This is a genomic window from Pseudomonas juntendi, from assembly GCF_009932375.1.
Lineage (GTDB): Bacteria > Pseudomonadota > Gammaproteobacteria > Pseudomonadales > Pseudomonadaceae > Aquipseudomonas > Aquipseudomonas juntendi.
Genome location: NZ_BLJG01000089.1, coordinates 27,908 through 51,672 on the forward strand (window position 1 = coordinate 27,908; position 23,765 = coordinate 51,672).

The window sequence follows — 23,765 nt, forward strand, 5'->3', positions numbered from 1 at the left end:
GCCGTGTGCGCAGCTAATTGAAGGCAAGGGACTAGACCATGCATTTCACCATTCAACGCGAAGCCCTGTTGAAACCCCTGCAACTGGTCGCCGGTGTCGTCGAGCGCCGTCAGACCTTGCCGGTCCTGTCCAACGTGTTGCTGGTCGTGCAAGGCCAGCAACTGTCGTTGACCGGTACCGACCTGGAAGTCGAACTGGTAGGCCGCGTGCAACTGGAAGAGCCGGCTGAGCCTGGCGAGATCACTGTCCCGGCGCGCAAGCTGATGGACATCTGCAAAAGCCTGCCCAATGACGCCCTGATCGATATCAAAGTCGACGAGCAGAAACTGTTGCTCAAGGCCGGCCGTAGCCGTTTCACCTTGTCCACCCTGCCTGCCAACGACTTCCCCACAGTGGAAGAAGGCCCGGGTTCGCTGACCTGCAACCTGGAGCAGAGCAAGCTGCGCCGCTTGATCGAGCGCACCAGCTTCGCCATGGCTCAGCAGGATGTGCGCTACTACCTCAACGGCATGCTGCTTGAGGTTTCCCGCAACACCCTGCGTGCAGTGTCTACCGACGGTCACCGCCTGGCCCTGTGCTCCATGACGGCGCCCATCGAGCAGGACGACCGCCACCAGGTCATCGTGCCCCGCAAAGGTATCCTGGAGTTGGCGCGCTTGCTGACCGACCCAGAAGGCATGGTCAGCATCGTGCTCGGCCAGCACCACATTCGCGCGACCACTGGCGAGTTCACCTTTACCTCCAAGCTGGTAGACGGCAAATTCCCCGACTATGAGCGCGTATTGCCCAAAGGCGGCGACAAGGTGGTGGTTGGCGATCGTCAGGCGTTGCGTGAGGCATTCAGCCGTACCGCGATTCTTTCCAACGAGAAGTACCGCGGTATTCGCCTGCAGCTGGCTGCTGGCCAATTGAAGATTCAGGCCAATAACCCCGAGCAGGAAGAGGCGGAAGAAGAAATCAGTGTGGACTACGATGGTAGCTCGCTGGAAATCGGCTTCAACGTCAGTTACCTGCTGGATGTGCTGGGCGTGATGACCACTGAGCAAGTTCGTCTGATCCTGTCTGACTCCAACAGCAGTGCGCTGCTGCAGGAAGCCGGGAATGATGATTCTTCCTATGTTGTCATGCCGATGCGCCTGTAACCTGTAGCAGGCGACATGTCCCTTCGACGTATCATGGTCACCGCGGTGCGCAACCTGCACCCGGTGACGCTCTCACCCTCCCCCCGCATCAATATCCTTTACGGCGCCAACGGCAGTGGCAAGACCAGTGTGCTGGAAGCCGTGCACTTGCTTGGATTAGCGCGCTCATTCCGCAGCACCCGCTTGAACCCGGTCATACAGTACGAACAGGCTGCCTGTACCGTGTTTGGTGAGGTGCAATTGACGGAGGGCGGCACCAGTAACCTCGGTGTGTCCCGCGAGCGCCAGGGGGACTTTACCATTCGCATCGATGGGCAGAACGCCCGTAGCGCTGCGCAGTTGGCAGAGCTGCTGCCGTTGCAGCTCATCAACCCGGACAGCTTTCGGCTGCTGGAGGGCGCACCAAAAATTCGTCGCCAGTTCCTGGATTGGGGAGTGTTCCACGTGGAACCTCGCTTCCTACCCGCTTGGCAACGGCTGCAGAAGGCGCTGCGGCAGCGGAACTCATGGTTGCGGCATGGTACACTTGACCCAGCTTCGCAAGCCGCCTGGGACCGGGAACTGTGCCTGGCCAGTGCGGAAATAGATGAATACCGTCGCAACTATATCAAGGCCTTGAAGCCCGTCTTCGAGCGAACCCTGAGCGAACTGGTCGAGCTGGACGGGTTGACTCTGAGCTACTACCGAGGCTGGGACAAGGACCGGGAACTGCAAGAAGTACTCGCCTCCTCTCTCCTTCGCGATCAGCAAATGGGCCATACCCAAGCCGGTCCGCAGCGCGCTGATTTGCGTCTTCGCCTAGCTGCCAATAATGCAGCCGACATTTTGTCGCGTGGTCAGCAAAAGCTCGTGGTGTGCGCACTGCGCATTGCCCAAGGCCATCTCGTCAGCCAGGCTCGCCGCGGTCACTGTATTTATCTCGTGGATGACTTGCCGTCCGAACTCGACGACCAGCACCGCCGCGCTCTGTGCCGCTTGCTTGAAGAATTACGCTGCCAGGTGTTCATCACCTGTGTAGATCACGAATTACTGAGGGAAGGCTGGCAGACGGAAACGCCAGTTGCTTTGTTCCACGTGGAACAAGGCCGTATCACCCAGACCCACGACCATCGGGAGTGAAGGCATGAGCGAAAATCAAACGTACGACTCCTCCAGCATCAAGGTGCTGAAAGGTTTGGATGCCGTACGCAAGCGTCCCGGCATGTACATTGGCGACACCGATGATGGTAGCGGCCTGCACCACATGGTCTTCGAAGTGGTCGACAACTCGATCGACGAAGCCCTCGCCGGTCACTGCGATGACATCACTGTCATTATTCACCCGGACGAATCCATCAGTGTCCGCGACAACGGTCGCGGCATTCCGGTCGATGTGCATAAAGAAGAAGGTGTTTCCGCCGCTGAGGTCATCATGACCGTCCTGCACGCCGGCGGTAAGTTTGACGATAACTCCTACAAAGTTTCCGGCGGTTTGCACGGTGTTGGGGTTTCGGTCGTAAACGCCCTCTCCGAGAAGCTGGTATTGACCGTTCGCCGCAGCGGCAAGATCTGGGAACAGACCTACGTTCACGGTGTTCCACAAGCGCCGATGGCGGTTGTGGGTGACAGCGAAACCACGGGCACCCATATCCATTTCAAGCCTTCGGCTGAAACCTTCAAGAACATCCATTTCAGCTGGGACATCCTGGCCAAGCGGATTCGCGAACTGTCGTTCCTCAACTCGGGCGTCGGCATTCTGCTGAAGGATGAACGCAGTGGTAAGGAAGAGTTCTTCAAATACGAGGGTGGCCTGCGAGCGTTCGTTGAGTACCTGAACACCAACAAGACTCCGGTCAACAACCAGGTATTCCACTTCAATGTGCAGCGCGAGGATGGCGTAGGTGTTGAAGTTGCCCTGCAATGGAACGACAGCTTCAACGAAAACCTGCTGTGCTTCACCAACAACATTCCGCAGCGTGATGGTGGTACCCACCTGGTGGGCTTCCGTTCCTCGCTGACCCGTAGCCTTAACAACTACATCGAGCAGGAAGGTCTGGCGAAGAAGAACAAGGTAGCCACCACTGGCGACGATGCCCGTGAAGGCCTGACCGCGATCATTTCGGTGAAGGTCCCGGACCCTAAGTTCAGCTCACAGACCAAAGACAAGTTGGTTTCCTCGGAGGTGAAAACCGCCGTTGAGCAGGAAATGAACAAGTACTTTGCCGACTTCCTGCTGGAGAACCCCAACGAGGCCAAGGCCGTCGTTGGCAAGATGATCGACGCTGCGCGTGCTCGGGAAGCGGCCCGCAAAGCCCGGGAAATGACCCGTCGCAAGGGCGCGTTGGACATTGCCGGCTTGCCGGGCAAATTGGCGGACTGCCAGGAAAAGGACCCTGCCCTTTCTGAACTGTACCTGGTGGAGGGTGACTCCGCAGGTGGCTCCGCCAAACAGGGCCGTAACCGCCGTACCCAGGCGATCCTGCCGTTGAAGGGTAAGATCCTCAACGTCGAGAAGGCGCGCTTCGACAAGATGATCTCGTCCCAGGAAGTGGGCACGTTGATTACGGCGCTGGGGTGTGGCATTGGCCGCGAAGAGTACAACATCGACAAATTGCGTTATCACAACATCATCATCATGACCGATGCTGACGTTGACGGTTCGCACATCCGTACCTTGTTGCTGACCTTCTTCTTCCGCCAGTTGCCGGAGCTTGTCGAGCGGGGCTACATCTACATTGCTCAGCCGCCGCTGTACAAGGTCAAGCGAGGTAAGCAGGAGCAGTACATCAAAGACGACGAGGCCATGGAAGAGTACATGACCCAGTCGGCCCTGGAAGATGCCAGCCTGCACCTGGACGAGTCGGCGCCAGCGGTTGCCGGTGTACAACTGGAAAACCTGGTCAACGAATTCCGCGGCGTGATGAAAACGCTCAAGCGCCTGTCGCGCTTGTACCCAGAAGATATCACCGAGCATTTCATCTACCTGCCGGAAGTGACCGTCGAGCAACTGGGCGATCACGCTGCGATGCAAGCCTGGCTGGTGAAGTTCCAGGCGCGCCTGAACAACAGCCAGAAGTCCGGCCTTGCTTATCAGGCCAGCCTGCGCGAAGACAAAGAGCGCAACGTGTGGCTGCCGGAAGTGGAAGTGACCTCCCACGGCCTGGCCAGCTACGTCACGTTCAACCGCGACTTCTTTGGCAGCAACGACTACCGTACGGTAGTGAAGCTGGGGGCCAATCTTTCTACCCTGCTGGGCGAAGGTGCTTATGTGCAGCGCGGCGAGCGCCGCAAGGCGGTCAGCGAGTTCAAGGAAGCGCTGGACTGGCTGATGAACGAAAGCACCAAGCGGCATACTATCCAGCGATACAAAGGGCTGGGTGAGATGAACCCTGAGCAGCTGTGGGAAACCACCATGGACCCAACCGTGCGCCGGATGCTCAAGGTCACCATCGAAGATGCAATCGCTGCCGATCAGATCTTCAACACCCTGATGGGTGATGCGGTCGAACCACGCCGTGACTTCATCGAGAGCAATGCCCTGTCGGTTTCTAACCTGGACTTCTGAGCAGGTGTAGGTTCAAAGTAACGCTGCACGTTTTCCAAAAGATGCCCGGCCCGGCCAAAAGCCTGGTCTGCGCCGGCCACCATCAAGCCCGCACTAGCGGGCTTTTTTTCTTGTCTCAAATTCCTACCCTCCTCCCAACGGCTCGTAGCTTTTGCCTCGTACGCTTGGATGGGAAAGCAAGGTCACGCCGAACGGTGGGGCGAAGGGTTCAGGATAAGTGCATTCCTGAGTGGAATCCCCCTATGAAAAACATGAATTTTATTTATAGGTCCTGAATCCCTACCGTAGTTTCTCTTGCGTATGGAGATGACGGTATGAACGCTTCAAAGCTGTGCTTGTATGTAGACGCTCAATTCACCAGCCCTTACGCCATGTCATGTTTTGTGGCGCTTCGTGAGAAGGGCATCGAATTTCAAATGAAGACCCTTGACCTCGACACGCTAGAGCATCAGACACAGGATTATTCCCGTATTTCTGTAACTCAGAGAGTGCCCACTCTGGTGCATGGCGAATTTTCTTTGGCTGAATCATCCGCAATCACTGAGTACCTGGAAGACCTTTTCCCTCAGACGCCGATTTACCCGACCAGCCCGCAGCAACGTGCCAAGGCGCGGCAAGTTCAAGCCTGGCTGCGCAGTGATTTGCTCCCTATCCGAAAGGAACGCTCCACACTTGTCGTGTTCTATGGCGTTAAATACGGGGCTTTGTCTGCCTCAGCTGTGGCCTCGACGCGAAAGTTGGTGGAGGCTGCGCAACTGCTGCTACGCGATAGCCCGGACTATCTTTTTGGCCAGTGGTCTACCGCCGATGTCGATCTCGCTTTGATGTTGAATCGATTGATACTCAATGGCGACCGCCTTCCCGCTCGACTGGAGGATTATGCTCAGCGGCAATGGCAGCGCCCAACCGTGCAGGAGTGGTTGCAGTTGGAGCGACCTCCTCTCTAATCACACGGGCTCTCGACCTGGAGCTGCCTCTGGTAGAGCGTCGCTACCAAGCGTAGGCGTGCAGCCCAGGTTCTTTTACGACTGGCAATGTTGTTGCAGGCCCATTAACTAAGGATGAAATCTTGGTCGTTTGCAACCCACTGCGAGGGGGCGATCACGACAGCCTTCGGCTGGTGGAAGCACCGTAAAACCACTTGCCGGGTGAGCACGCACTAAGACGCTGTCGTCATTCAACGCCTGGCTCAGGCTGGGTAGCGCAGCCTCGCCGAAGTCTGCGAGCCGATCGGCTGCCGTTACCCTCACGATTGCAGGTTTACCCATGTCATCGATCGCTTCGGCAAGCAGGGCCATGGAGTCTGCGCTGCGAGTACGCACCGCCTGAAAGGTCTCATCGTAGGGAGGTGGACGCTGCGGGTGGCCCAACCGACCCTCGCCCGCTTGAGCTGCCCACTCAGCCATCTTGCCTTGGTGGCATCGGGTGCAAGCCTCCGGGCTGCCTGTCGCTTGCGCAAGGTCTGGGCGAGGTATTCGTATACTGGCCAGGGCGCGCCAGTTTCCAGCCGAAATTCATGCCAGCGGCGGCCAGCAGGATGGCGGCGGCACCAATGATCTGCAGAACCCCCAATGGGTGGCCGAAGGCTATCCAGTCGACCAGGATCGCAACGATCGGATAGATGTAGGAAAGCGCCCCCACTAGCGCCGTGGGAGTCTTTTGAATAGCGCTGTAGAGCAGCGTCGACATGATGCCGGTATGTACCACCCCGATAATCACCAAGTAGCTCCACGCTTCAGTGGACATATCGACGGTTATGTCCACGAAAGGGGCAAGCAAGACCACACCGACCATCATCTGGATCAGCACGATCAGGTGCGCGGGTAATGCTTTCAGGCGTTTGGTGATAGCCGCCGCCACGGCATAGAAAAACGCTGAGGCCAGCGCCAGGCATATACCCACAAGGTAATCGGGGCCCATGGCTTGGCCACTGTTCTTAGCCACTACGATCAGCACAAGGCCGCCAAAGGCAAGTGACAACCAAGCCACTTTCGCCGCGCTCAGGCGCTCAGCGAAGAACGCCACACCTAAGCCAACCAGCATGAAGGGTTGGATGTGGTAGACCACTGTCGCGATGGCAATCGAGGAGCGGCTGTAGGCACTGAACAGCAGCACCCAGTTGAGCATCAATGCCACACCTCCTAGACAGACCAGGAGGAATTGCTGCAGGCCCATCTGCGAGCGGCGAAAAACACCCAGCGCCAGACAAGTCATCAGCATTGCCAGGGCACCGAACAGGCAGCGCCAGAATACGACGGCTTGCGGCGATTGACCGGACATGATTACAAACCAGCCTACGGTGCCGGAAATCATCATGGCCAGGGTCATTTCTACAACGCCACGGGCTTCAGGCTTCATATGTACAGCTTCCTTGCGACGGGTGATGACGTAACCTAAGACATATTCATGCTGGCCCAGCGACTCACAAGACGAACACTATAATGAACTAACGATCAACATACTGAACAAGGCGTGTGAGGTCGTCAACCCATTTATGGATGATTTAAAGAACATATGAATGACATAACGAACGAAAGACCTGCTAATCCGCTCAGCCGCATCGACCTTCTAGCATTGGCAATCAAGCGTGAGCGTCAGTTGGCGGGCCTCTCGGTGACAGAGCTGGCCAAACGGGCCGGGGTGGCGAAATCAACGCTGTCGCAGCTGGAGTCTGGAATTGGTAACCCCAGCATCGAGACCCTTTGGTCGCTGGCCATGGCCATGGGCCTGCAAGTGACGCGCTTCTTCGAGCAGCCACAGCAGCACCTGCGGGTAATTCGCGCCAACGAGGGAATGACCGCTTATGCCGAAGCCTCGAACTACGCGGCGACGCTGCTTGCCGACTGCCCTGCTGGGGTGCAGCGTGATATCTATCGCTTGAAGGTCCAGCCGGGTGAGGCCCGCCTGTCCCAACCGCACCTGCCAGGCACCGTCGAACATGTGGTCCTGTGCAGCGGCAGCGCCAATGTCGGGCCTGCCAACGAGCCCGTACTGCTGCATGCAGGTGACTACGTCAGCTACTCCGCCAACCTTCCTCATGTGTTCGAAGCGTTCGAGGCGGACACCACCGCGGTCATGGTGATCGAACACGCCTGAGCGTATGCGGGCGCCTAGTTAAGCCCATCGCAAGCAAGCCATCTCCCGCAGGCACAGCGCACACATCAAATAATGCGCGGTTTTGTGAGAATTGGCTTGTCTGCGATGGGCCGCAGGGCAGCCCCGACTGCTAACTGAACAGCGTGTTCCCACACATCAGTAGCCGCTGAGAATGTTGACGATCACTCCGCTGGCGATGGCGACCAGTACGTAGTCACCGTTCACGTACAACCAGCGGTGATCGCGCGGAGGTGCATACAGGTGCCGCGCCTTCCAGTCGGTTACCCAGTAACGGTCACCACGGTAATGCGGGTCGACCACATGGCCGCGGCGCCACTGCTGGTGGGGCACCGGCATGCCTTTTTGCGGGTGGAAGTTCGGGTCGCGATAAGCAGGCCCGCGGCCATTGTCGTGGCGGCCCTGCGGCTGAGCGTGGGGCGGGTTGCCTGGGTGCCCTGGGCCGCCATCATGACGGTCAGGTGGGCCAGGCTGCGCGAAGCTTGCCAGAGGTGCGCTGAGCATCAGCGCCGCGCAAATCATGGTCAGGGTCTTTTTCATCGTTGCGGTCCTCTGTGTATTAACGCCCGGCTGAATCTTTCAGTTACCGGGTACGGTTAACCAATCAGACCATGAACCAGGTCGTTTAATGTCAGGACAGAGGTAAAGGTCCGGTAAAGGTGGCCTGGCAACACCACGAAGCTAGGGTAGCCCAAGCGCTTTCAAGCGGCGGTACAGCGTGCGTTCGCTCATGCCCAAATGAAGCGCCAGCTCACTGCGCGAACCTTTGAACTGTTCCAGAGCCTGGGCCAGTTCACCGAGGTCACGGCGCTTTGCGCCACGGCTCACCGGCGTTTGCGCGCCGATGTCCTCAGGCAGGTGCTCCGGCCTGATCACCCCATCATCAGCGAACAACCGCGCCCGTTCCAGAACATTGCGCAGCTCGCGGATGTTGCCCGGGAACGGATGCAAGGCAAGGCGCTGCAAGGCATCGTCACTCAAGCTGGGGACCGATGTGCCCGCCATGCGTTGCAGCAGGCTCTGCGCCAGCAAGGGAAGGTCCTCTACCCGCTCACGCAGTGCCGGCAGGCGAATCGGGAAGCCGCTGATGCGGTAGTACAGGTCTTCACGGAAGCTGCCATCGGCAACCATTTGCCTGAGGGGTTTGTGCGTGGCCGATACTAGGCGGAAATCCGAATGCACTGTGCGCAGGCTGCCTACCGGGCGGAAGCTGCCAGACTCGATCAGGCGCAACAGCTTCACCTGCATCGCCAGCGGCACTTCACCAATTTCATCAAGGAACAGCGTGCCGCCATGGGCGGCTTCGGCCAGGCCGATCTTGCGCTGGTTGGCACCGGTGAACGCGCCTTTTTCGTACCCGAACAGTTCGCTCTCGAACAATGACTCGGTCAAGCCGGTGCAGTCCACCACCACCAGTGGGCCGTTTGCCCTGGCGCTACCCATGTGCAGCGCACGGGCGAACAGCTCCTTGCCGGTGCCTGACTCACCTTGCAGCAAGACAGGGATCTGCGCTGGCGCCGCGCGTTGCAGGCTGGCCAGGGCTGCCTTGAAGGCCGGAGCACGGCCGACCAGCCCTTGCTCTTGCGGCTGGGCCGAGGCCAGCGTGATGGTGGTCAAACGTTCGACAAAGGCTACGACCGTACCCTGTTCGTCCAGGATCGGCCGCAGCTCTACATCCACGTGCTCGGGCCCGCGTGGCGTGTGGTGAATGTGCAACACGCGCTCCGCGACCTTGCTGTCCCAGGCTTTGCGCATCGGGCAATGTTCGCCAGCCTGGTCGCATGGCACGGCATAGTGGTGCGAAACCCTGTGGCACTTTTCCCCTAGGGGTGCTTGTTCGTGCTGGCCGAACTGGCGGCGATACGCAGCATTGGCCGCCAGGATGTTGTAGTCGGTGTCCAGCACGATGGTCGGCAGGGCATCGTGCTCGAGGTAGGAAACCAGCGCCAGGATAAACGGATGGGTTTCAGGCATGACAGCACCGTTCGGATGATGGATGCAGGGTAACAAGGACTGCCAAACACTGCCATTGGCTGACAGTCGACTGCCAATCGTGCTGCCAATTCAGCCAGGTGCTGTCAGCACTGCTCCGGTTTCGTTGGGCCCGGCACGATAAGGAGCCTGGCATGCATCTTGATAAACCTCCTGTCACTGCCTACGCCTTGAATAGACGCGGCGGATAACTGGAGAACGTGATGATCATCGGCAACAACCTTCACGTGGACGCCTTTTACGATGAGGCGACCTCGACCATCAGCTACCTGGTCATGGACTGTGAAACCCGGCAGTGCGCGTTGATCGACAGCGTGCTGGATTACGACCCCAAGGCCGGGCGCACCCGTACTGCCTCAGCAGATCGGCTGGTCGAGCGCGTGGCTGAATTGCACGCCAGCGTGCGCTGGATACTTGAAACACATGTGCATGCCGACCACCTATCGGCAGCGGCCTACCTGAAGGAGAAGCTTGGCGGCCATACCGCCATTGGTGCGCACATCACCCAGGTGCAGAAGGTTTTTGGCAGCCTGTTCAACGCCGAGCCTGGCTTTGCCCGTGATGGCAGCCAGTTCGATGTGCTGTTCGAAGACGAAGAAGGTTTCCGCATCGGCAACCTGCATGCGCGTGCATTGCACACCCCTGGGCACACGCCTGCATGCATGAGCTTCATGATCGAGGATGCGGGTGAGACCGCGGTGTTCGTCGGCGACACCTTGTTCATGCCTGACTACGGTACTGCCCGTTGCGATTTCCCCGGCGCCGACGCCCGTACGCTGTACCGCTCGATCCGGCGCTTGCTGGCGTTCCCTGACCAGACCCGCCTGTTCATGTGCCACGACTACCTGCCAGGTGGTCGCGAAATGCAGTACGTCACCACCGTTGCCGAGCAGCGCGCCAGCAATATCCACATCCACCAGGGTATCGACGAGGACAGCTTCGTCGCCATGCGTGAGGCCCGCGACAAAACCCTCGACATGCCCGTGCTGATCCTGCCGTCGGTGCAGGTGAACATGCGCAGTGGCCACTTCCCGGAGCCGGAAGCCAACGGCGTCAGTTATTTGAAGATCCCGCTGAACACGCTGTAAGCGCCCTGCCCTATAACCAGATTTCCAGGATTTATTGCCATGCCTGCCTTGTCGTCCACTACCTATCCCGACCACCACACAGTGGTCATCGTCGGTGCCGGTGCCGCCGGGATCGCCACTGCATCCAGCCTGATCAGCCGCGACGCGTCCCTGGATGTGGCCTTGATCGACCCAGCCGAGGTGCACTACTACCAACCTGGCTGGACCATGGTCGGCGCTGGTGTTTTCAACGCGGCGAGCACTGCCCGCACCATGGCTTCGACGATTCCGCGCGGGGTGCGCTGGGTAAAGGCGCGCGTCCAGGGTTTCGACCCGGTGCGCCAGTTGGTCATGCTCGAAGATGGCCGGGCCATCGGCTATGAACAACTGGTGGTTTGCCCTGGCCTGAAGCTCGATTGGGCGGCCATTGATGGGCTCAGCGAGACCTTGGGCCGTAACGGGGTCACCTCCAATTACCGCTACGACCTGGCGCCCTATACCTGGGAGCTGGTGCAAAAGCTCAAGCACGGCCGTGCCCTGTTCAGCCAGCCGCCCATGCCGATCAAGTGCGCCGGCGCGCCACAGAAGGCGCTGTACCTGTCGTGCGACCATTGGCTACGCCACGGTCACCTCGGCGCGATCAAAGCCAGCTTCTTCAATGCCGGCGCAGTCTTGTTCGGTGTGGCCGACTACGTGCCTGCCTTGATGCAGTACATCGAAAAATATGCCGTGGACCTCAATTTCAGCCATCGGCTGGTCGCCGTGGACGGCCCCAACCAACGCGCCACCTTCGTGCGTAGCCTGCCCGATGGCAGCAGCGAAACCCGCGTCGAGGCCTTCGACCTGCTGCATGTGGTTCCGCCGCAAGTCGCGCCCGACTTCATCCGTGAAAGCCCATTGGCCGACAGTGCCGGCTGGGTCGATGTAGACCCGCACACCCTGCGCCATCGCCAGTACAGCACTGTTCACGCCTTGGGCGATGTGGCCAACACCAGCAACGCCAAGACCGCTGCAGCGGCCCGCAAGCAGGCTCCGGTAGTGGCCAATAATGTGCTGGTAGCGCTGGGGCGGTTGCAGACACTGGCCCAATACGACGGTTACGGCTCATGCCCGCTCACGGTCGAGCGCGGCAAGATCGTGCTGGCCGAGTTCACCTATGGTGGCAAGCTGGCGCCCAGCTTCCCCAACTGGTTGCTGGACGGTCGCAAGCCGACCCGCCTGGCTTGGCTGCTCAAGGCCCAGGCCCTGCCGCCGCTGTACTGGCAAGGCATGCTCAAGGGGCGGGAGTGGCTGGCACGGCCACAACCGTTGGTAGCAGAGGGCGGGCAGTGATCGAAACTCAACTGCTTGGCGCAGCCCTGGGGGCCATCATCGGCGCCGTGCTGGCGTTGACGGGCGCCGGCGGAGGCATTCTTGCCGTGCCCCTGTTGGTGTTCGGCCTTGGCCTGTCGATGGTCGAGGCGGCACCGGTCGGCTTGTTGGCGGTTGGCCTGGCGGCAGCCGTGGGCGCGGTACTGGGTTTGCGTCGCGGCCTGGTGCGCTATCGGGCGGCACTGTTCATCGCCTTGATCGGGGTGGCGGCAGCGCCACTGGGGTTGATGCTGGCGCACCGTTTGCCCAATACGCCGTTGCAACTGGTGTTCGCCGGTGTGCTCACCTACGCCTGCCTGCGTATCTGGCGCAAGGCGGCCAGGGAGCTGCGTGGCGAAGCCAACGATGCGCATCGCTTTATCGAGCCTTGTGTGCTGAACCCGCTGCAGGGTCGCTTGCGCTGGACCCTGCCCTGCGCTCGCGCCCTGGCATTCACCGGTGCGCTGTCCGGCTTGCTGTCTGGCCTGCTCGGTGTGGGGGGCGGGTTCGTGATCATTCCGGCGCTCAACCGCTATACCAACCTGCGCATGGCCACGATCGTCTCCACGTCGCTGGCGGTGATTGCCTTGGTGTCTGCCGGCAGTGTGATCAGTGCCAGCCTTGCAGGTGTTCTGCATTGGCAAGTGGGTGGCCCGTTCGCTGTCGGCGCCGTGCTTGGCTTGCTGCTGGCGCGCCCCCTAGCGGCCAGGTTGGCCGGGCCACGGCTGCAGCAGATGTTTGCCGTGGCAGGTTGCGCCGCTGCCCTGCTGCTGGCCAGCAAGGCATTACTGAGCTAACAGCTCGCCCTGTTGCTCTGCGCACAACGCCAGCAGGTAATCCCATACGACCCGCAGGCGCACCGACTTGTGCAGCTCGCGGCGGGTACAGATCCAGTAACTGCGCTGGATGGTTTCGCCAGGCAGTACGCGGACCAGGGTCGGGTCGTGCCGGGCCATGTAGTTGGGCAGCACTGCAATGCCCAGCCCAGCACGTGCGGCCACCTGCTGGGCAATCACGCTGGTGCTGCGGAAGACCACGTTGGGCGCCCGGCAGAAGCTGTTGAGAAACAGCAGCTCCTGGCTGAACAGCAGGTCGTCGACGTAGCCGATCCAGCTGTGGCGGGCCAGATCCTCACGGTTGCGCAGGGGTGGTGCGCGGTCGAGGTAGCCCTGGCTGGCATACAGGGCCAGGCGGTAGTCGGTGAGTTTGCGGGTGATCAGCAGGTCGGCGTTGGGCCGCTCCAGGTGAATACTGATCTCGGCTTCGCGGTTGAGGATGCTGACGAACCTCGGCACTGCCACCAGCTCCACTTCCAGCCCGGGGTAGCGCTCGAACAGCGCGCTCATACGCGGGGTGAAGAACATGATGCCAATGCCTTCGGTGACCCCCAGGCGGATCTTGCCCAGCGGGGTGATGGCCTGGGTGATTTCTTCCTGGGCCAGCAGGGCGACGTTCTCCATGGCTTCGGCGTGCTTGAGCAGGGCCTGGCCCGAAGGGGTCAGCTCATAGCCTTGGGCGTGTTGCACGAACAAGGCCGTGCCCAGGCTTTCTTCGATGCGCTCGATGTGCCGGGCCACGGTGCTGTGGGTGGTATTGAGGCGCTTGGCGGCGGTAAGCAGGCGGCCGCTGCGCTGCAATTCGAGGAAAAACCGCAGATCGTTCCAGTCGAACATGCTGATCCTTGTGGCTGTTCGTCTAGCCCTTTTCCGGATGAACCCGCGAGAGGGCCAGTACAGACGTGCCGCTGTGCTAAAACGCACAACCGCTGCGCGAAATCGCGTGTTTCACCCACGAAATTACGCACTAAGATGGATCGGGACAAGAATAATTATCAGGCCCGAGGTTGCACATGCCATCAGCCGATCCTGTCTTCGATTACGTGGTGGTAGGCGCCGGCCCCGCCGGGTGCCTGCTGGCCAACCGCTTGTCCGCCGACCCTGCTTGCCGCGTGCTGCTGCTGGAAGCGGGTGGACGGGACAACTATCCCTGGATTCACATTCCCGTCGGTTACCTCTACTGCATTGGCAACCCACGCACCGATTGGTGCTTCAAGACCCAAGCCCAGCCCGGCCTGGGTGGGCGCGCATTGGGCTACCCGCGCGGCAAGGTGCTGGGCGGCTGCTCTTCCATCAATGGCATGATCTATATGCGTGGCCAGGCTGCCGACTACGACCACTGGGCCGAACAGGGCAACCCCGGCTGGGCCTGGAAGGACGTGCTACCGCTGTTCAAGGCCAGTGAAAACCACTTTGCTGGCGCCAGCGAACACCATGGCGGCGGTGGCGAGTGGCGGGTCGAACGCCAGCGCTACAGCTGGCCGATACTGGATGCCTTCCGCGACGCCGCCGAGCAAAGCGGCATCGCCAAGGTGGATGACTTCAACACGGGCGATAACCAGGGGTGTGGTTATTTCCAGGTCAACCAACGCAGTGGCGTGCGCTGGAATGCCTCCAAGGCGTTTCTGCGGCCGGTTCAGCACCGCGCCAACCTCACCGTGCTTACGGGTGTGCAGGTTGACCAGGTGCTGCTCAACAATACCCGCGCACGTGCGGTGAAAGCATTCTGGCAAGGCGCCTGGCACGAGTTTGCGGCTCGCCGCGAGATCGTGCTGTGTGCTGGGGCGGTCGGTTCCCCGGGCATCCTGCAACGCTCCGGCATTGGTCCACGGCAATTACTGGAAAGCCTGGGTATTGGCGTTCGCCACGACATGCCAGGGGTGGGTGGCAACCTGCAAGACCACCTGCAACTGCGGCTGATCTACCAGATCCGCAATACCCGCACCTTGAACCAGATGGCCAACAGCCTGTGGGGCAAGATGGGCATGGGCCTGCGCTACCTCTACGACCGCAGCGGCCCGCTGGCCATGGCCCCGAGCCAGTTGGGCGCGTTCGTGCGGTCCAGCCCCGACCAGGCCACCGCCAACCTGCAGTACCACGTGCAGCCGCTGTCGCTGGAGCGCTTCGGCGAGCCGTTGCACCGCTTCCCGGCCTTTACCGCCTCGGTCTGCAACCTGCGCCCGGCCAGCCGTGGGCGTATCGATATCCGCAGCACCAACATGCACAGCACGCCGCTGATCGACCCCAACTACCTGAGCGACCCCCAGGACCTGCAGGTGGCCGCCGATGCCATCCGCCTTACCCGGCGCATCGTTCAGGCCCCTGCCCTGGCCGTATTCGAGCCCGAGGAATATCTGCCTGGCGCGGCCCTGCAAAGCGAACAGGACCTGATCGAGGCTGCCGGCAAGATCGGCACTACCATTTTCCACCCGGTGGGTACCTGCCGTATGGGCAATGGTGCGATGGACGTTGTGGATAACCAGCTGCGCGTGCATGGCATCCCCGGCCTGCGCGTGGCCGATGCCTCGATCATGCCGCAGATCACCTCAGGCAATACCTGTTCCCCCACCCTGATGATCGCCGAAAAGGCGGCACAACTGATTCTCAAAGGAGCTGCTACCCAGACCTTCCTGAACGAAGACGCGTTACCGACGCCCTGACCCGGGTGCGTGCAGTAGCGGCAGCTTGCGGTCGAAGGCTGCCGACAGTGGAACAACAAGAATAATCACTGTGGCCTGCGGGCCGAGGACAGCAACGATGTCGGATTACATTCAAGAGCAGGCTGCGGCGGCCGGCAGTTCCAACCGTCGTGAAGAACGCAAGATCATTTTCGCGTCATCCCTCGGGACGGTGTTCGAGTGGTATGACTTTTTCCTCTATGGCGCGTTGGCAGCGGTCATCAGCAAGCAGTTCTTTGCGGGTGTGAACGACACCACCGCTTTCATCTTCGCCCTCATGGCCTTCGCTGCCGGCTTCCTTGTGCGGCCGTTCGGTGCATTGGTGTTCGGCCGCCTGGGGGACATGATCGGGCGCAAATACACCTTCCTGGTCACCATCGTATTGATGGGGCTGTCCACTTTTGCCGTGGGCTTGCTGCCTACGTATGCCAGTATCGGCATCGCCGCACCGATCATTCTGGTGATACTGCGCATGCTGCAGGGCCTGGCGCTGGGCGGGGAGTACGGTGGTGCAGCCACTTATGTGGCCGAACATGCCCCCCCGGGCAAGCGCGGTTTCCACACCGGCTTCATTCAGTCCACCGCCACCCTAGGCCTGTTATTGTCGTTGCTGGTGGTACTGGGCAGCCGCTATGTCAGTGGCGATCAGTTCGAAACCTGGGGCTGGCGCCTGCCGTTCCTGCTGTCGATCGTGCTGCTGGGCATTTCCACCTGGATCCGCATGAGCATGCATGAGTCGCCAGCCTTCGTGAAAATGAAGGCCCAGGGCAAGGTCAGCAAGTCGCCGATCCGGGAGTCGTTCACCTCGTGGCCGAACCTCAAAGTCGTACTGACCGCACTGTTCAGTATCAATGCCGGGCAAGCGGTGACCTTCTACACCGCGCAGTTCTACGTGCTGTTCTTCATGACCCAGATGCTGAAGGTAGACCCGGCCCAGGCCAATACCCTGCTGATCATCAGCGTGGTGATCGGTGCGCCGTTCTTCGTGTTTTTTGGCTGGCTGTCGGACCGTATCGGGCGCAAACCGATCCTGATGCTGGGCTTGCTGCTGGCCACGGTGCTGTACTTCCCGCTGTTCAAGGCCTTGAGCCACTATGCCAACCCACAAATTGACGCCGCCAGCCGCCAGGCGCCGATCGTGGTCACTGCTGATCCGCAAGGCTGCACGTTCCAGTTCGATCCGGTCGGCAAGGCCCGTTTCGACAGCCCGTGCGACAAGGTCAAGACCTTCCTGGTCAAACAGGGCCTGCCTTACAGCTCGGTCAGCGTAGCCGGCAGCGAGGTAGTGGTGAATGTGGGCGACAAGACCATCAACGGCTTTGACGAAGCCGCGATGCGTGCGGCAGTGGAGCAGGCAGGCTACCCGGCCAAGGCTGACCCCGCGCAGGTCAACCAGGTGATGGTCGTGGTGCTGATCGTGGCGATGATCCTGATCGCGACCATGACCTACGGCCCGTTGGCCGCAGTGATGGTCGAGCTGTTCCCGACCCGCATTCGCTACACCTCGATGTCGCTGCCCTACCACATTGGCAACGGCTGGTTCGGCGGCTTCCTGCCCACCGTGTCGTTTGCACTGGTGGTGTACACCGGGGACATTTTCTACGGGCTTTGGTACCCGATCCTGGTGACCGGCATCAGCCTTGTGGTGGGGATTTTCTGCCTGAAAGAAACCAAGGATGTGGATATCGACAAGATCTGAAAGCTGGCGCGGATCCTGGTAGGAGCGGCCTTGTGTCGCGATGGGTCGCGCAGCGGCCCCAAGATTCCGCCTTGATGTACACATTGCCGGGGCCGCTTTGCGGCCCATCGCGACACAAGGCCGCTCCTACACAAAGCGATGCGTACTGGAAATGGAGCCCATAAAAAAACCGGCTGTAAAAGCCGGTTTTCTTATGCCCCGAAAAAACTTATGCACGCTTTTCAGAAAAATGTCATACGCAAAAATAAACAGCCAATTCAATAACTTAGCGATTACTTCAAGCATTTCAACGAAAAAGTGCTCACAAGTTATCCACAGATATCACGCCATCTGCTCCTGCGGTTTTTCTGCTGCTGGCGGCAGCGAGCCCATGGCCCGCTGGGTCGCTTCATTCCACGCCTGAGCGCGGTCGTTGAGCTCGGCAATGGCCCGTGGCCCGGTGCCGTTGGCGTACATCGGCTCGCCAATCACCACCTCGATGGTGCCCGAGCGCTTGCCCCAACCGGTTTTCGGCCAGAACTTGCCGGCGTTGTGGGCAATCGGCAGTACCGGCAGCCCGGCATTGACTGCCAGCGCGGTGCCCCCGCGCGAGAACTTGCCGACCGTGCCGAACGGCACGCGGGTGCCCTCCGGGAAGATCAGCACCCAGGTCTTCTGCTTGAGCAGCTCATCGCCCTTGCTCGCGACCTGGCGCAGTGCCTCCTTCGGGTTGTCGCGGTTGATCGCGATCGGCCGCAGCATGGCCATGGCCCAGCCGAAGAACGGCACGTACAGCAGTTCGCGCTTGAGCACCTGGCTAAGCGGCGAGAAGTACTGCGACAGGAAGAATGTTTCCCAGGTGCTTTGGTGGTTCGACAGGATCACGCAAGGCTCGGCCGGCACGTTCTCGGCACCGGTGATCTTGTAGTCGATGCCCAGAATCGTCCGCACGAGGAACAAGGCACAGCGGCACCAGTACACATTGATGAACTTGTAGCGCTTGGGGAACGACAGAAACGGCGCGACGAAAAAGCTCAGCGAGCACCACAGCAACGAACTGGTGCCCAGCAGCAGGTAAAAAAGAAAGATTCTGATCGCCTGCAGGATCGACATAGTGGCTTGTACCATTGCGGGGCATGCCCGCCTGAGAAAAATGCGCCCGCAGGCGCACTGTTTAAATTAGTTCTCTGGCGATAGCTGCCAGATCGTCGAAAATCAGTGTAGTTTCCGGAACACCTTTTGCCAGGGTCCGCTCACCTTTGCCGGTTTTCACCAACACGGGTTGTGCACCGACGGCCAGGGCGGCCTCCAGGTCACCTTTGCTGTCGCCAACGAACCAGACGCCTTCAAGGCCGACCTGGTAATGCTCGGCGATCGCCCGCAGCATGCCTGGCTTGGGCTTGCGGCAATCGCAGCCTTCATCCGGGCCGTGCGGGCAATACACGATGTGGCCAACCTCGCCGCCCTGCTCGGCCACCAGCGCGCGCAGGCGCGCGTGCATGGCCTCGAGGGTTGCCAGCGGGTAATAGCCACGGGCGATACCGGACTGGTTGGTGGCAACGGCCACCGTCCAGCCCGCCTTGCTCAACTGCGCGATCGCTGCGACCGAGCCAGGGATCGGGACCCACTCTTCCAGCGTCTTGATGTAGGCGTCGGAGTCGTAGTTGATCACCCCGTCACGGTCGAGAATCAGCAGTTTCAAGGCTTACCCCAGCAACGAGATGTCGGCCACACCCAGGAACAGGCCGCGCAGGCGGCTGAGCAGGGCGTAGCGGTTGGCACGTACCTTGGCGTCTTCGGCGTTGACCATGACCGCCTCGAAGAAGGCATCAACCGGGTCGCGCAGGGCTGCCAGGCGGGCCAGCGATTCGCTGTACTGCCGTGCAGCAGCCATCGGTTGCACGGCCTGGTCGGCCTGCTGGATGGCCGAGTACAGCGAGAACTCGTTGGCATTGTCGAAGTACTTCGGCTCGACCTGCTCGGCGATGGCGCCTTCGGCCTTGCTCAGCAGGTTCGACACACGTTTGTTGACCGCGGCCAGGGCCTCGGCTTCGGGCAGCTTGCGGAACGCTTGCACCGCCTGAACACGCTGGTCGAAGTCCAGCGCCGAGCCTGGCTGCAGGGCACGTACCGACAGGTAGGTGGCCACGTCGATGCCTTCGTCTTCGTAGCGCGCACGCAGGCGGTCGAAGATGAACTCCAGCACCTGCTCGGCCAGGCCGGCAGCCTTGACCTTGGCACCGAACTGCTTGACCGCGAATTCCACCGCACCGGTCAGGTTCAGGTCCAGCTGCTTCTCGATCAGGATACGCAGCACACCCAGCGCTGCACGGCGCAGGGCGTAAGGGTCTTTGCTGCCGGTTGGCAGCATGCCGATGCCGAAGATGCCCACCAGGGTGTCGAGCTTGTCGGCGATGGCCACGGCGGCACCGGTGAGGGTTTGCGGCAGCTCGGCACCAGCCCCGCGTGGCATGTACTGCTCGTTCAGCGCCAGGGCAACGTCTTGCGGCTCACCGTCGTTGAGCGCGTAGTAGTAACCGGCAACACCCTGCATCTCGGGGAATTCGCCGACCATTTCAGTGGCCAGGTCGCATTTCGACAGCAGGCCGGCCCGGCCGGCGCGCTGGGCGTCGCCGCCGATCAGCGGGGCGATGAAGGCAGCCAGTTTGGAAACGCGCTCGGCCTTGTCGTACACAGTGCCCAGCTGAGCCTGGAAGACCACGTTCTTGAGGCGCTCGTTGAAGGTTTCCAGCGGCTGCTTCTTGTCCTGCTTGAAGAAGAATTCGGCGTCGGTCAGGCGTGGGCGCACGACTTTCTCGTTGCCTTGCACGATCTGCTTCGGGTCGCGGCTTTCAACGTTGGCCACGGTGATGAAGCGCGGCAGCAGCTTGCCTTCGCTGTCCAGCAGGCAGAAGTACTTCTGGTTGTCCTGCATGGTGGTGATCAGGGCTTCCTGCGGCACTTCGAGGAAACGCTCCTCGAACGAGCACACCAGCGGCACCGGCCACTCGACCAGCGCGGTCACTTCGTCCAGCAGCGCCGGTGGCACGATGGCCGTACCTTCCTGCTGCATGGCCAGCTCTGCGGTACGCTTGCTGATCAGCTCGCGGCGCTCGGCGAAGTCGGCCAGCACGTAGGCTTTGCGCAGGTCTTCGACGTAGTTGGCGGGGGCAGTGATGAGCACGTTTTCCGGGTGGTGGAAGCGGTGGCCACGGGATTCACGGCCAGCCTTCTGCGACAGGATGGTGCAATCGACCACCTGGTCGCCCAGCAGCATGACCAGCCATTGGGTCGGGCGCACGAACTCTTCACGGCTGGCGGCCCAGCGCATGCGCTTGGGAATGGGCAGATCGTTCAGCGAGTCCTCGACGATGGTCGGCAGCAAGCCGACGGTCGCTTTGCCTGGGATGTGCTGGGAGAAACGCAGCTTTGGGCCGCTCTGGTCGATTTCGGCCAGCTCTACACCGCACTTCTTGGCAAAGCCCAGGGCAGCCTGGGTCGGCTCGCCGTCTTTGAAAGCAGCCTGCAGGGGGGGGCCGTCGATGTTGATGCTGCGGTCAGGCTGCTGCACGTCCAGCTGGCGAATCAGCACGGCCAGGCGACGCGGCGCAGCATAGACCTGCTTGCCGGTATAGTTCAGGCCAGCGGCCTGCAGGCCCTTTTCGATGCCGGCCAGGAAGGCGTCGCCGAGGCTGGCGAGGGCCTTGGGAGGCAGCTCTTCGGTGCCCAGTTCTACCAGGAAATCTTGAGCACTCATTGTGCAGCCTCCAGCTTAGCCAACACTTCGTCACGCAGTTCGGGGGTGGCCATCGGGAAGCCCAGGCGTGCGCGGGCTTGCAGATAGCTTTGCGCCACGTCCCGGGCCAGGGTACGCACACGCAGGATGTAGCGCTGGCGCTCGGTCACCGAGATGGCGCGGCGGGCGTCCAGCAGGTTGAAGGTATGCGAGGCCTTCAACACCATTTCATAGGTCGGCAGCGGCAGCTCCAGCTTGATCAGGCGGTTGGCTTCGCTTTCGTAGAAGTCGAACAATTCGAACAGCTTGTCGACGTTGGCGTGTTCGAAGTTGTAGGTCGACTGCTCCACCTCGTTCTGGTGGAACACGTCACCGTAGGTGACCTTGCCGAACGGGCCGTCGGCCCACACCAGGTCATAGACCGAATCGACGCCCTGGATGTACATGGCCAGGCGTTCGAGGCCGTAGGTGATTTCACCGGTGACCGGGTAGCACTCGATGCCACCTACCTGCTGGAAGTAGGTGAACTGGGTGACTTCCATGCCGTTCAGCCAGATTTCCCAGCCCAGGCCCCAGGCGCCGAGGGTCGGCGATTCCCAGTTGTCTTCGACAAAGCGAATGTCGTGCACCAGCGGGTCCAGGCCAATGGCTTTCAGCGAGCCCAGGTACAGCTCCTGGAAGTTGGCCGGGTTCGGCTTGAGCACCACCTGGAACTGGTAGTAGTGCTGTAGGCGGTTGGGGTTTTCGCCATACCGCCCGTCGGCAGGGCGACGGCTAGGCTGCACGTAGGCGGCGTTCCAGGTTTCTGGACCCACGGCGCGCAGGAACGTTGCGGTGTGGAAAGTGCCGGCGCCTACTTCCATATCGTAGGGCTGAAGCACCACACAACCTTGAGCTGCCCAGTAGTTTTGCAGGGCGAGGATCAGGTCTTGGAAGGTACGCACGGCTGGCGTAGGCTGGCTCACGAAATTCACCTGTATCTGGGGATGCGGATGTAAAGAGCGGGAGTATAACCTGATTCGCCTCGCCCTCTACTCATTGGAGCCTTATGCCACGCTGCTTTTGGTGTACCGACGATCCGTTGTACCAGGCCTACCATGACCAGGAATGGGGAACGCCGCAGCGCGATCCGGCGTTGCTGTTCGAGATGCTTTTGCTCGAAGGGTTCCAGGCCGGGCTTTCATGGATCACCGTTTTGCGCAAACGCGAGCGTTACCGCGAGGTGATGCACGGGTTCGACCCGGTCAAACTGGCCACCCTCAGCGACGAACGCATCGAAGAGCTCATGCAGGACCCCGGGATCATCCGCAACCGCCTCAAACTCAAGGCTGCCCGGCGCAATGCGCAGGCCTGGCTGGCTGTGGATAACCCCGCCGAATGGCTGTGGTCGTTCGTGGGCGGTGCGCCGAAGATCAATCACTTCCAAGGCCGCGCTGACGTGCCGGCGGTCACCGACGAGGCCAAGGCCATGAGCAAGGCGCTGCAGAAAGCCGGCTTCACCTTTGTCGGCCCGACCATCTGCTATGCCTTCATGCAAGCCACCGGCATGGTCATGGACCACACCATCGATTGCGATCGTTACGCCGCCCTGGTTCGTTGAAGGGTTACAATGCGCGCCTTGCTGAAATAAGGAATTCGCCTGTGGAAAAGTTCAAGGGCGCCCTGATGGTCGGGGTGCTGCGCCTGTTTGCCAAGCTGCCCTGGGGCGCTGTACAGCGCGTGGGCGCCGGCATCGGCTGGCTGATGTGGAAGATCCCCAACGGTTCACGCAACGTGGTGCGCATCAACCTGGCCAAGTGTTTCCCCGAGATGGACCCGGTTGCCCGTGAGCAACTGGTTGGCCAAGCCTTGCGGGACATTGGCAAGTCGTTTGTGGAAAGCGCCTGTGCCTGGATCTGGCCGCCACAGCGCTCGCTGGAACTGGTCAAGGAAGTGCACGGCCTGGAAGTGCTGGAGCAAGCCCTGGCGTCTGGCAAGGGCGTGGTGGGCATCACCAGCCACCTGGGTAACTGGGAGGTGCTCAACCACTTCTATTGCAACCAGTGCAAGCCGATCATTTTCTACCGCCCGCCCAAGCTCAAGGCTGTGGATGACCTGCTGCGTGAGCAGCGCGTACAGATGGGCAACCGCGTTGCGCCTTCGACCAAGGAAGGCATTCTCAGCGTGATCAAGGAGGTGCGCCGGGGCGGCCAGGTGGGCATCCCCGCTGACCCGGAGCCGGCCGAATCGGCAGGCGTGTTCGTGCCATTTCTCGGTACCCAGGCACTGACCAGCAAGTTCGTGCCGAACATGCTGGCGGGCGGCAAGGCAGTGGGGGTGTTCCTGCATGCCTTGCGCCTGCCGGATGGCTCGGGTTTCAAGGTGTTTCTCGAAGCCGCGCCGCAAGCGATGTACAGCACCGACGTGAATGAGTCGGCGGCGGCGATGAGCAAGGTGGTCGAGCGTTATGTGCGCGAGTACCCGAGCCAGTACATGTGGAGCATGAAGCGCTTCAAGAAGCGCCCGGCTGGCGAGCCGCGCTGGTATTGAGATCTCTGGGGGCGCTCTGCGCCCCATTCGCTGGCACGCCAGCTCCCACAGGGATCGCATCAGGGCTGATAGGTGTTTGTCACAAGATATGCAGCGCCT

20 protein-coding genes are annotated in these 23,765 nt (G+C 60.9%); 12 read left to right on the forward strand and 8 right to left on the reverse strand.

The features are described 5' to 3' along the window. Positions 1-38 precede the first annotated feature (38 nt). The 4 genes from dnaN (at position 39) to yfcF (ending at position 5,633) form a co-directional block, all read left to right on the forward strand. A complete protein-coding gene (dnaN, locus tag GYA94_RS12745; RefSeq protein WP_029886848.1) occupies positions 39-1,142 on the forward strand; it encodes a DNA polymerase III subunit beta in 1,104 nt (367 codons plus the stop codon). Between the two features lie 15 nt (positions 1,143-1,157). After that, complete coding sequence (gene recF, locus GYA94_RS12750; RefSeq protein ID WP_054914199.1) at positions 1,158-2,261, forward strand: DNA replication/repair protein RecF; 1,104 nt, start codon at positions 1,158-1,160, stop codon at positions 2,259-2,261. A 4-nt stretch (positions 2,262-2,265) separates the two neighbouring features. Next, positions 2,266-4,686, forward strand: a complete 2,421-nt coding sequence (gene gyrB / locus GYA94_RS12755; RefSeq protein WP_161892418.1) for a DNA topoisomerase (ATP-hydrolyzing) subunit B — start codon at positions 2,266-2,268, stop codon at positions 4,684-4,686. A gap of 314 nt (positions 4,687-5,000) precedes the next feature. Next, complete coding sequence (gene yfcF / locus GYA94_RS12760; RefSeq protein WP_110676256.1) at positions 5,001-5,633, forward strand: glutathione transferase; 633 nt, start codon at positions 5,001-5,003, stop codon at positions 5,631-5,633. Positions 5,634-6,084: 451 nt separating this feature from the next. Here the strand turns inward: yfcF and GYA94_RS12765 are convergent, their stop codons facing one another. Further along, complete coding sequence (locus GYA94_RS12765; RefSeq protein WP_161892419.1) at positions 6,085-7,044, reverse strand: DMT family transporter; 960 nt, start codon at positions 7,042-7,044, stop codon at positions 6,085-6,087. Positions 7,045-7,200: 156 nt separating this feature from the next. Between GYA94_RS12765 and GYA94_RS12770 the strand changes: the two genes are divergently transcribed. Then, positions 7,201-7,782 (forward strand): helix-turn-helix domain-containing protein, encoded by a 582-nt coding sequence (locus tag GYA94_RS12770; protein ID WP_110676260.1) that lies wholly within the window; start codon positions 7,201-7,203, stop codon positions 7,780-7,782. A gap of 156 nt (positions 7,783-7,938) precedes the next feature. Here the strand turns inward: GYA94_RS12770 and GYA94_RS12775 are convergent, their stop codons facing one another. Both GYA94_RS12775 and GYA94_RS12780 read right to left on the reverse strand, forming a co-directional pair. After that, the gene (locus GYA94_RS12775) at positions 7,939-8,340 is read right to left on the reverse strand and encodes an RcnB family protein (RefSeq protein WP_064314242.1); all 402 of its coding nucleotides are present in this window, start codon (positions 8,338-8,340) and stop codon (positions 7,939-7,941) included. Between the two features lie 141 nt (positions 8,341-8,481). Beyond that, positions 8,482-9,774 carry a sigma-54 interaction domain-containing protein gene (locus GYA94_RS12780; protein WP_161892420.1) on the reverse strand — a complete coding sequence of 431 codons (1,293 nt, stop codon included), beginning with the start codon at positions 9,772-9,774 and terminating at the stop codon, positions 8,482-8,484. A gap of 221 nt (positions 9,775-9,995) precedes the next feature. Between GYA94_RS12780 and GYA94_RS12785 the strand changes: the two genes are divergently transcribed. The 3 genes from GYA94_RS12785 to GYA94_RS12795 are packed head-to-tail and all read left to right on the forward strand — an operon-like array spanning position 9,996 to position 13,006. Continuing rightward, positions 9,996-10,880, forward strand: a complete 885-nt coding sequence (locus tag GYA94_RS12785) for an MBL fold metallo-hydrolase (protein ID WP_054911485.1) — start codon at positions 9,996-9,998, stop codon at positions 10,878-10,880. A gap of 39 nt (positions 10,881-10,919) precedes the next feature. Next, a complete protein-coding gene (locus GYA94_RS12790; protein WP_161892421.1) occupies positions 10,920-12,191 on the forward strand; it encodes an NAD(P)/FAD-dependent oxidoreductase in 1,272 nt (423 codons plus the stop codon). Then, positions 12,188-13,006, forward strand: coding sequence for a sulfite exporter TauE/SafE family protein (locus GYA94_RS12795; protein WP_009684683.1), 819 nt, complete (start codon positions 12,188-12,190; stop codon positions 13,004-13,006). The genes GYA94_RS12790 and GYA94_RS12795 overlap by 4 nt, the downstream gene beginning before the upstream one ends. Here GYA94_RS12795 and GYA94_RS12800 read toward each other — a convergent pair. After that, on the reverse strand, positions 12,995-13,882 hold the full coding sequence (locus GYA94_RS12800) for a LysR family transcriptional regulator (RefSeq protein ID WP_161892422.1): 888 nt from the start codon (positions 13,880-13,882) through the stop codon (positions 12,995-12,997). The two genes, GYA94_RS12795 and GYA94_RS12800, sit on opposite strands and share 12 nt — an antisense overlap. 176 nt (positions 13,883-14,058) lie before the next feature. Here GYA94_RS12800 and GYA94_RS12805 point away from each other — a divergent pair, with 176 nt between their 5' ends. Together GYA94_RS12805 and GYA94_RS12810 are read left to right on the forward strand one after the other, a co-directional pair. After that, positions 14,059-15,705, forward strand: a complete 1,647-nt coding sequence (locus GYA94_RS12805) for a GMC family oxidoreductase (protein ID WP_161892423.1) — start codon at positions 14,059-14,061, stop codon at positions 15,703-15,705. Positions 15,706-15,802: 97 nt separating this feature from the next. After that, on the forward strand, positions 15,803-17,422 hold the full coding sequence (locus GYA94_RS12810) for an MFS transporter (protein ID WP_009684686.1): 1,620 nt from the start codon (positions 15,803-15,805) through the stop codon (positions 17,420-17,422). 321 nt (positions 17,423-17,743) lie between these two features. Here GYA94_RS12810 and GYA94_RS12815 read toward each other — a convergent pair whose 3' ends face one another. The 4 genes from GYA94_RS12815 to glyQ are packed head-to-tail and all read right to left on the reverse strand — an operon-like array spanning position 17,744 to position 22,102. Next, positions 17,744-18,529 carry a lysophospholipid acyltransferase family protein gene (locus GYA94_RS12815; protein ID WP_110676270.1) on the reverse strand — a complete coding sequence of 262 codons (786 nt, stop codon included), beginning with the start codon at positions 18,527-18,529 and terminating at the stop codon, positions 17,744-17,746. Positions 18,530-18,575: 46 nt separating this feature from the next. Further along, positions 18,576-19,103, reverse strand: a complete 528-nt coding sequence (gmhB, locus tag GYA94_RS12820; RefSeq protein WP_009684688.1) for a D-glycero-beta-D-manno-heptose 1,7-bisphosphate 7-phosphatase — start codon at positions 19,101-19,103, stop codon at positions 18,576-18,578. Positions 19,104-19,106: 3 nt separating this feature from the next. Further along, positions 19,107-21,158: a glycine--tRNA ligase subunit beta gene (glyS, locus tag GYA94_RS12825; protein ID WP_029886429.1), complete on the reverse strand. Its 2,052-nt coding sequence runs from the start codon at positions 21,156-21,158 to the stop codon at positions 19,107-19,109. Next, the gene (gene glyQ, locus GYA94_RS12830; RefSeq protein ID WP_003253126.1) at positions 21,155-22,102 is read right to left on the reverse strand and encodes a glycine--tRNA ligase subunit alpha; all 948 of its coding nucleotides are present in this window, start codon (positions 22,100-22,102) and stop codon (positions 21,155-21,157) included. Before glyQ ends, glyS begins: the two co-directional genes overlap by 4 nt. 83 nt (positions 22,103-22,185) lie before the next feature. On the opposite strand from glyQ, the gene GYA94_RS12835 reads away from it, so the two are divergent. Together GYA94_RS12835 and GYA94_RS12840 are read left to right on the forward strand one after the other, a co-directional pair. Beyond that, positions 22,186-22,737, forward strand: coding sequence for a DNA-3-methyladenine glycosylase I (locus tag GYA94_RS12835; RefSeq protein WP_161892424.1), 552 nt, complete (start codon positions 22,186-22,188; stop codon positions 22,735-22,737). A gap of 41 nt (positions 22,738-22,778) precedes the next feature. Next, positions 22,779-23,666 (forward strand): lysophospholipid acyltransferase, encoded by an 888-nt coding sequence (locus GYA94_RS12840; RefSeq protein ID WP_009684691.1) that lies wholly within the window; start codon positions 22,779-22,781, stop codon positions 23,664-23,666. Positions 23,667-23,765: the final 99 nt, after the last annotated feature.

Bases quoted from the DNA above. Each gene is read 5' to 3' on its own strand.
- dnaN (WP_029886848.1), top strand. From the start codon at position 39: ATGCATTTCACCATTCAACGCGAAGCCCTGTTGAAACCCCTGCAACTG.
- recF (WP_054914199.1), top strand. From the start codon at position 1,158: ATGTCCCTTCGACGTATCATGGTCACCGCGGTGCGCAACCTGCACCCG.
- gyrB (WP_161892418.1), top strand. From the start codon at position 2,266: ATGAGCGAAAATCAAACGTACGACTCCTCCAGCATCAAGGTGCTGAAA.
- yfcF (WP_110676256.1), top strand. From the start codon at position 5,001: ATGAACGCTTCAAAGCTGTGCTTGTATGTAGACGCTCAATTCACCAGC.
- GYA94_RS12765 (WP_161892419.1), bottom strand. From the start codon at position 7,044: ATGAAGCCTGAAGCCCGTGGCGTTGTAGAAATGACCCTGGCCATGATG.
- GYA94_RS12770 (WP_110676260.1), top strand. From the start codon at position 7,201: ATGAATGACATAACGAACGAAAGACCTGCTAATCCGCTCAGCCGCATC.
- GYA94_RS12775 (WP_064314242.1), bottom strand. From the start codon at position 8,340: ATGAAAAAGACCCTGACCATGATTTGCGCGGCGCTGATGCTCAGCGCA.
- GYA94_RS12780 (WP_161892420.1), bottom strand. From the start codon at position 9,774: ATGCCTGAAACCCATCCGTTTATCCTGGCGCTGGTTTCCTACCTCGAG.
- GYA94_RS12785 (WP_054911485.1), top strand. From the start codon at position 9,996: ATGATCATCGGCAACAACCTTCACGTGGACGCCTTTTACGATGAGGCG.
- GYA94_RS12790 (WP_161892421.1), top strand. From the start codon at position 10,920: ATGCCTGCCTTGTCGTCCACTACCTATCCCGACCACCACACAGTGGTC.
- GYA94_RS12800 (WP_161892422.1), bottom strand. From the start codon at position 13,882: ATGTTCGACTGGAACGATCTGCGGTTTTTCCTCGAATTGCAGCGCAGC.
- GYA94_RS12805 (WP_161892423.1), top strand. From the start codon at position 14,059: ATGCCATCAGCCGATCCTGTCTTCGATTACGTGGTGGTAGGCGCCGGC.
- GYA94_RS12810 (WP_009684686.1), top strand. From the start codon at position 15,803: ATGTCGGATTACATTCAAGAGCAGGCTGCGGCGGCCGGCAGTTCCAAC.
- GYA94_RS12815 (WP_110676270.1), bottom strand. From the start codon at position 18,529: ATGGTACAAGCCACTATGTCGATCCTGCAGGCGATCAGAATCTTTCTT.
- glyS (WP_029886429.1), bottom strand. From the start codon at position 21,158: ATGAGTGCTCAAGATTTCCTGGTAGAACTGGGCACCGAAGAGCTGCCT.
- GYA94_RS12835 (WP_161892424.1), top strand. From the start codon at position 22,186: ATGCCACGCTGCTTTTGGTGTACCGACGATCCGTTGTACCAGGCCTAC.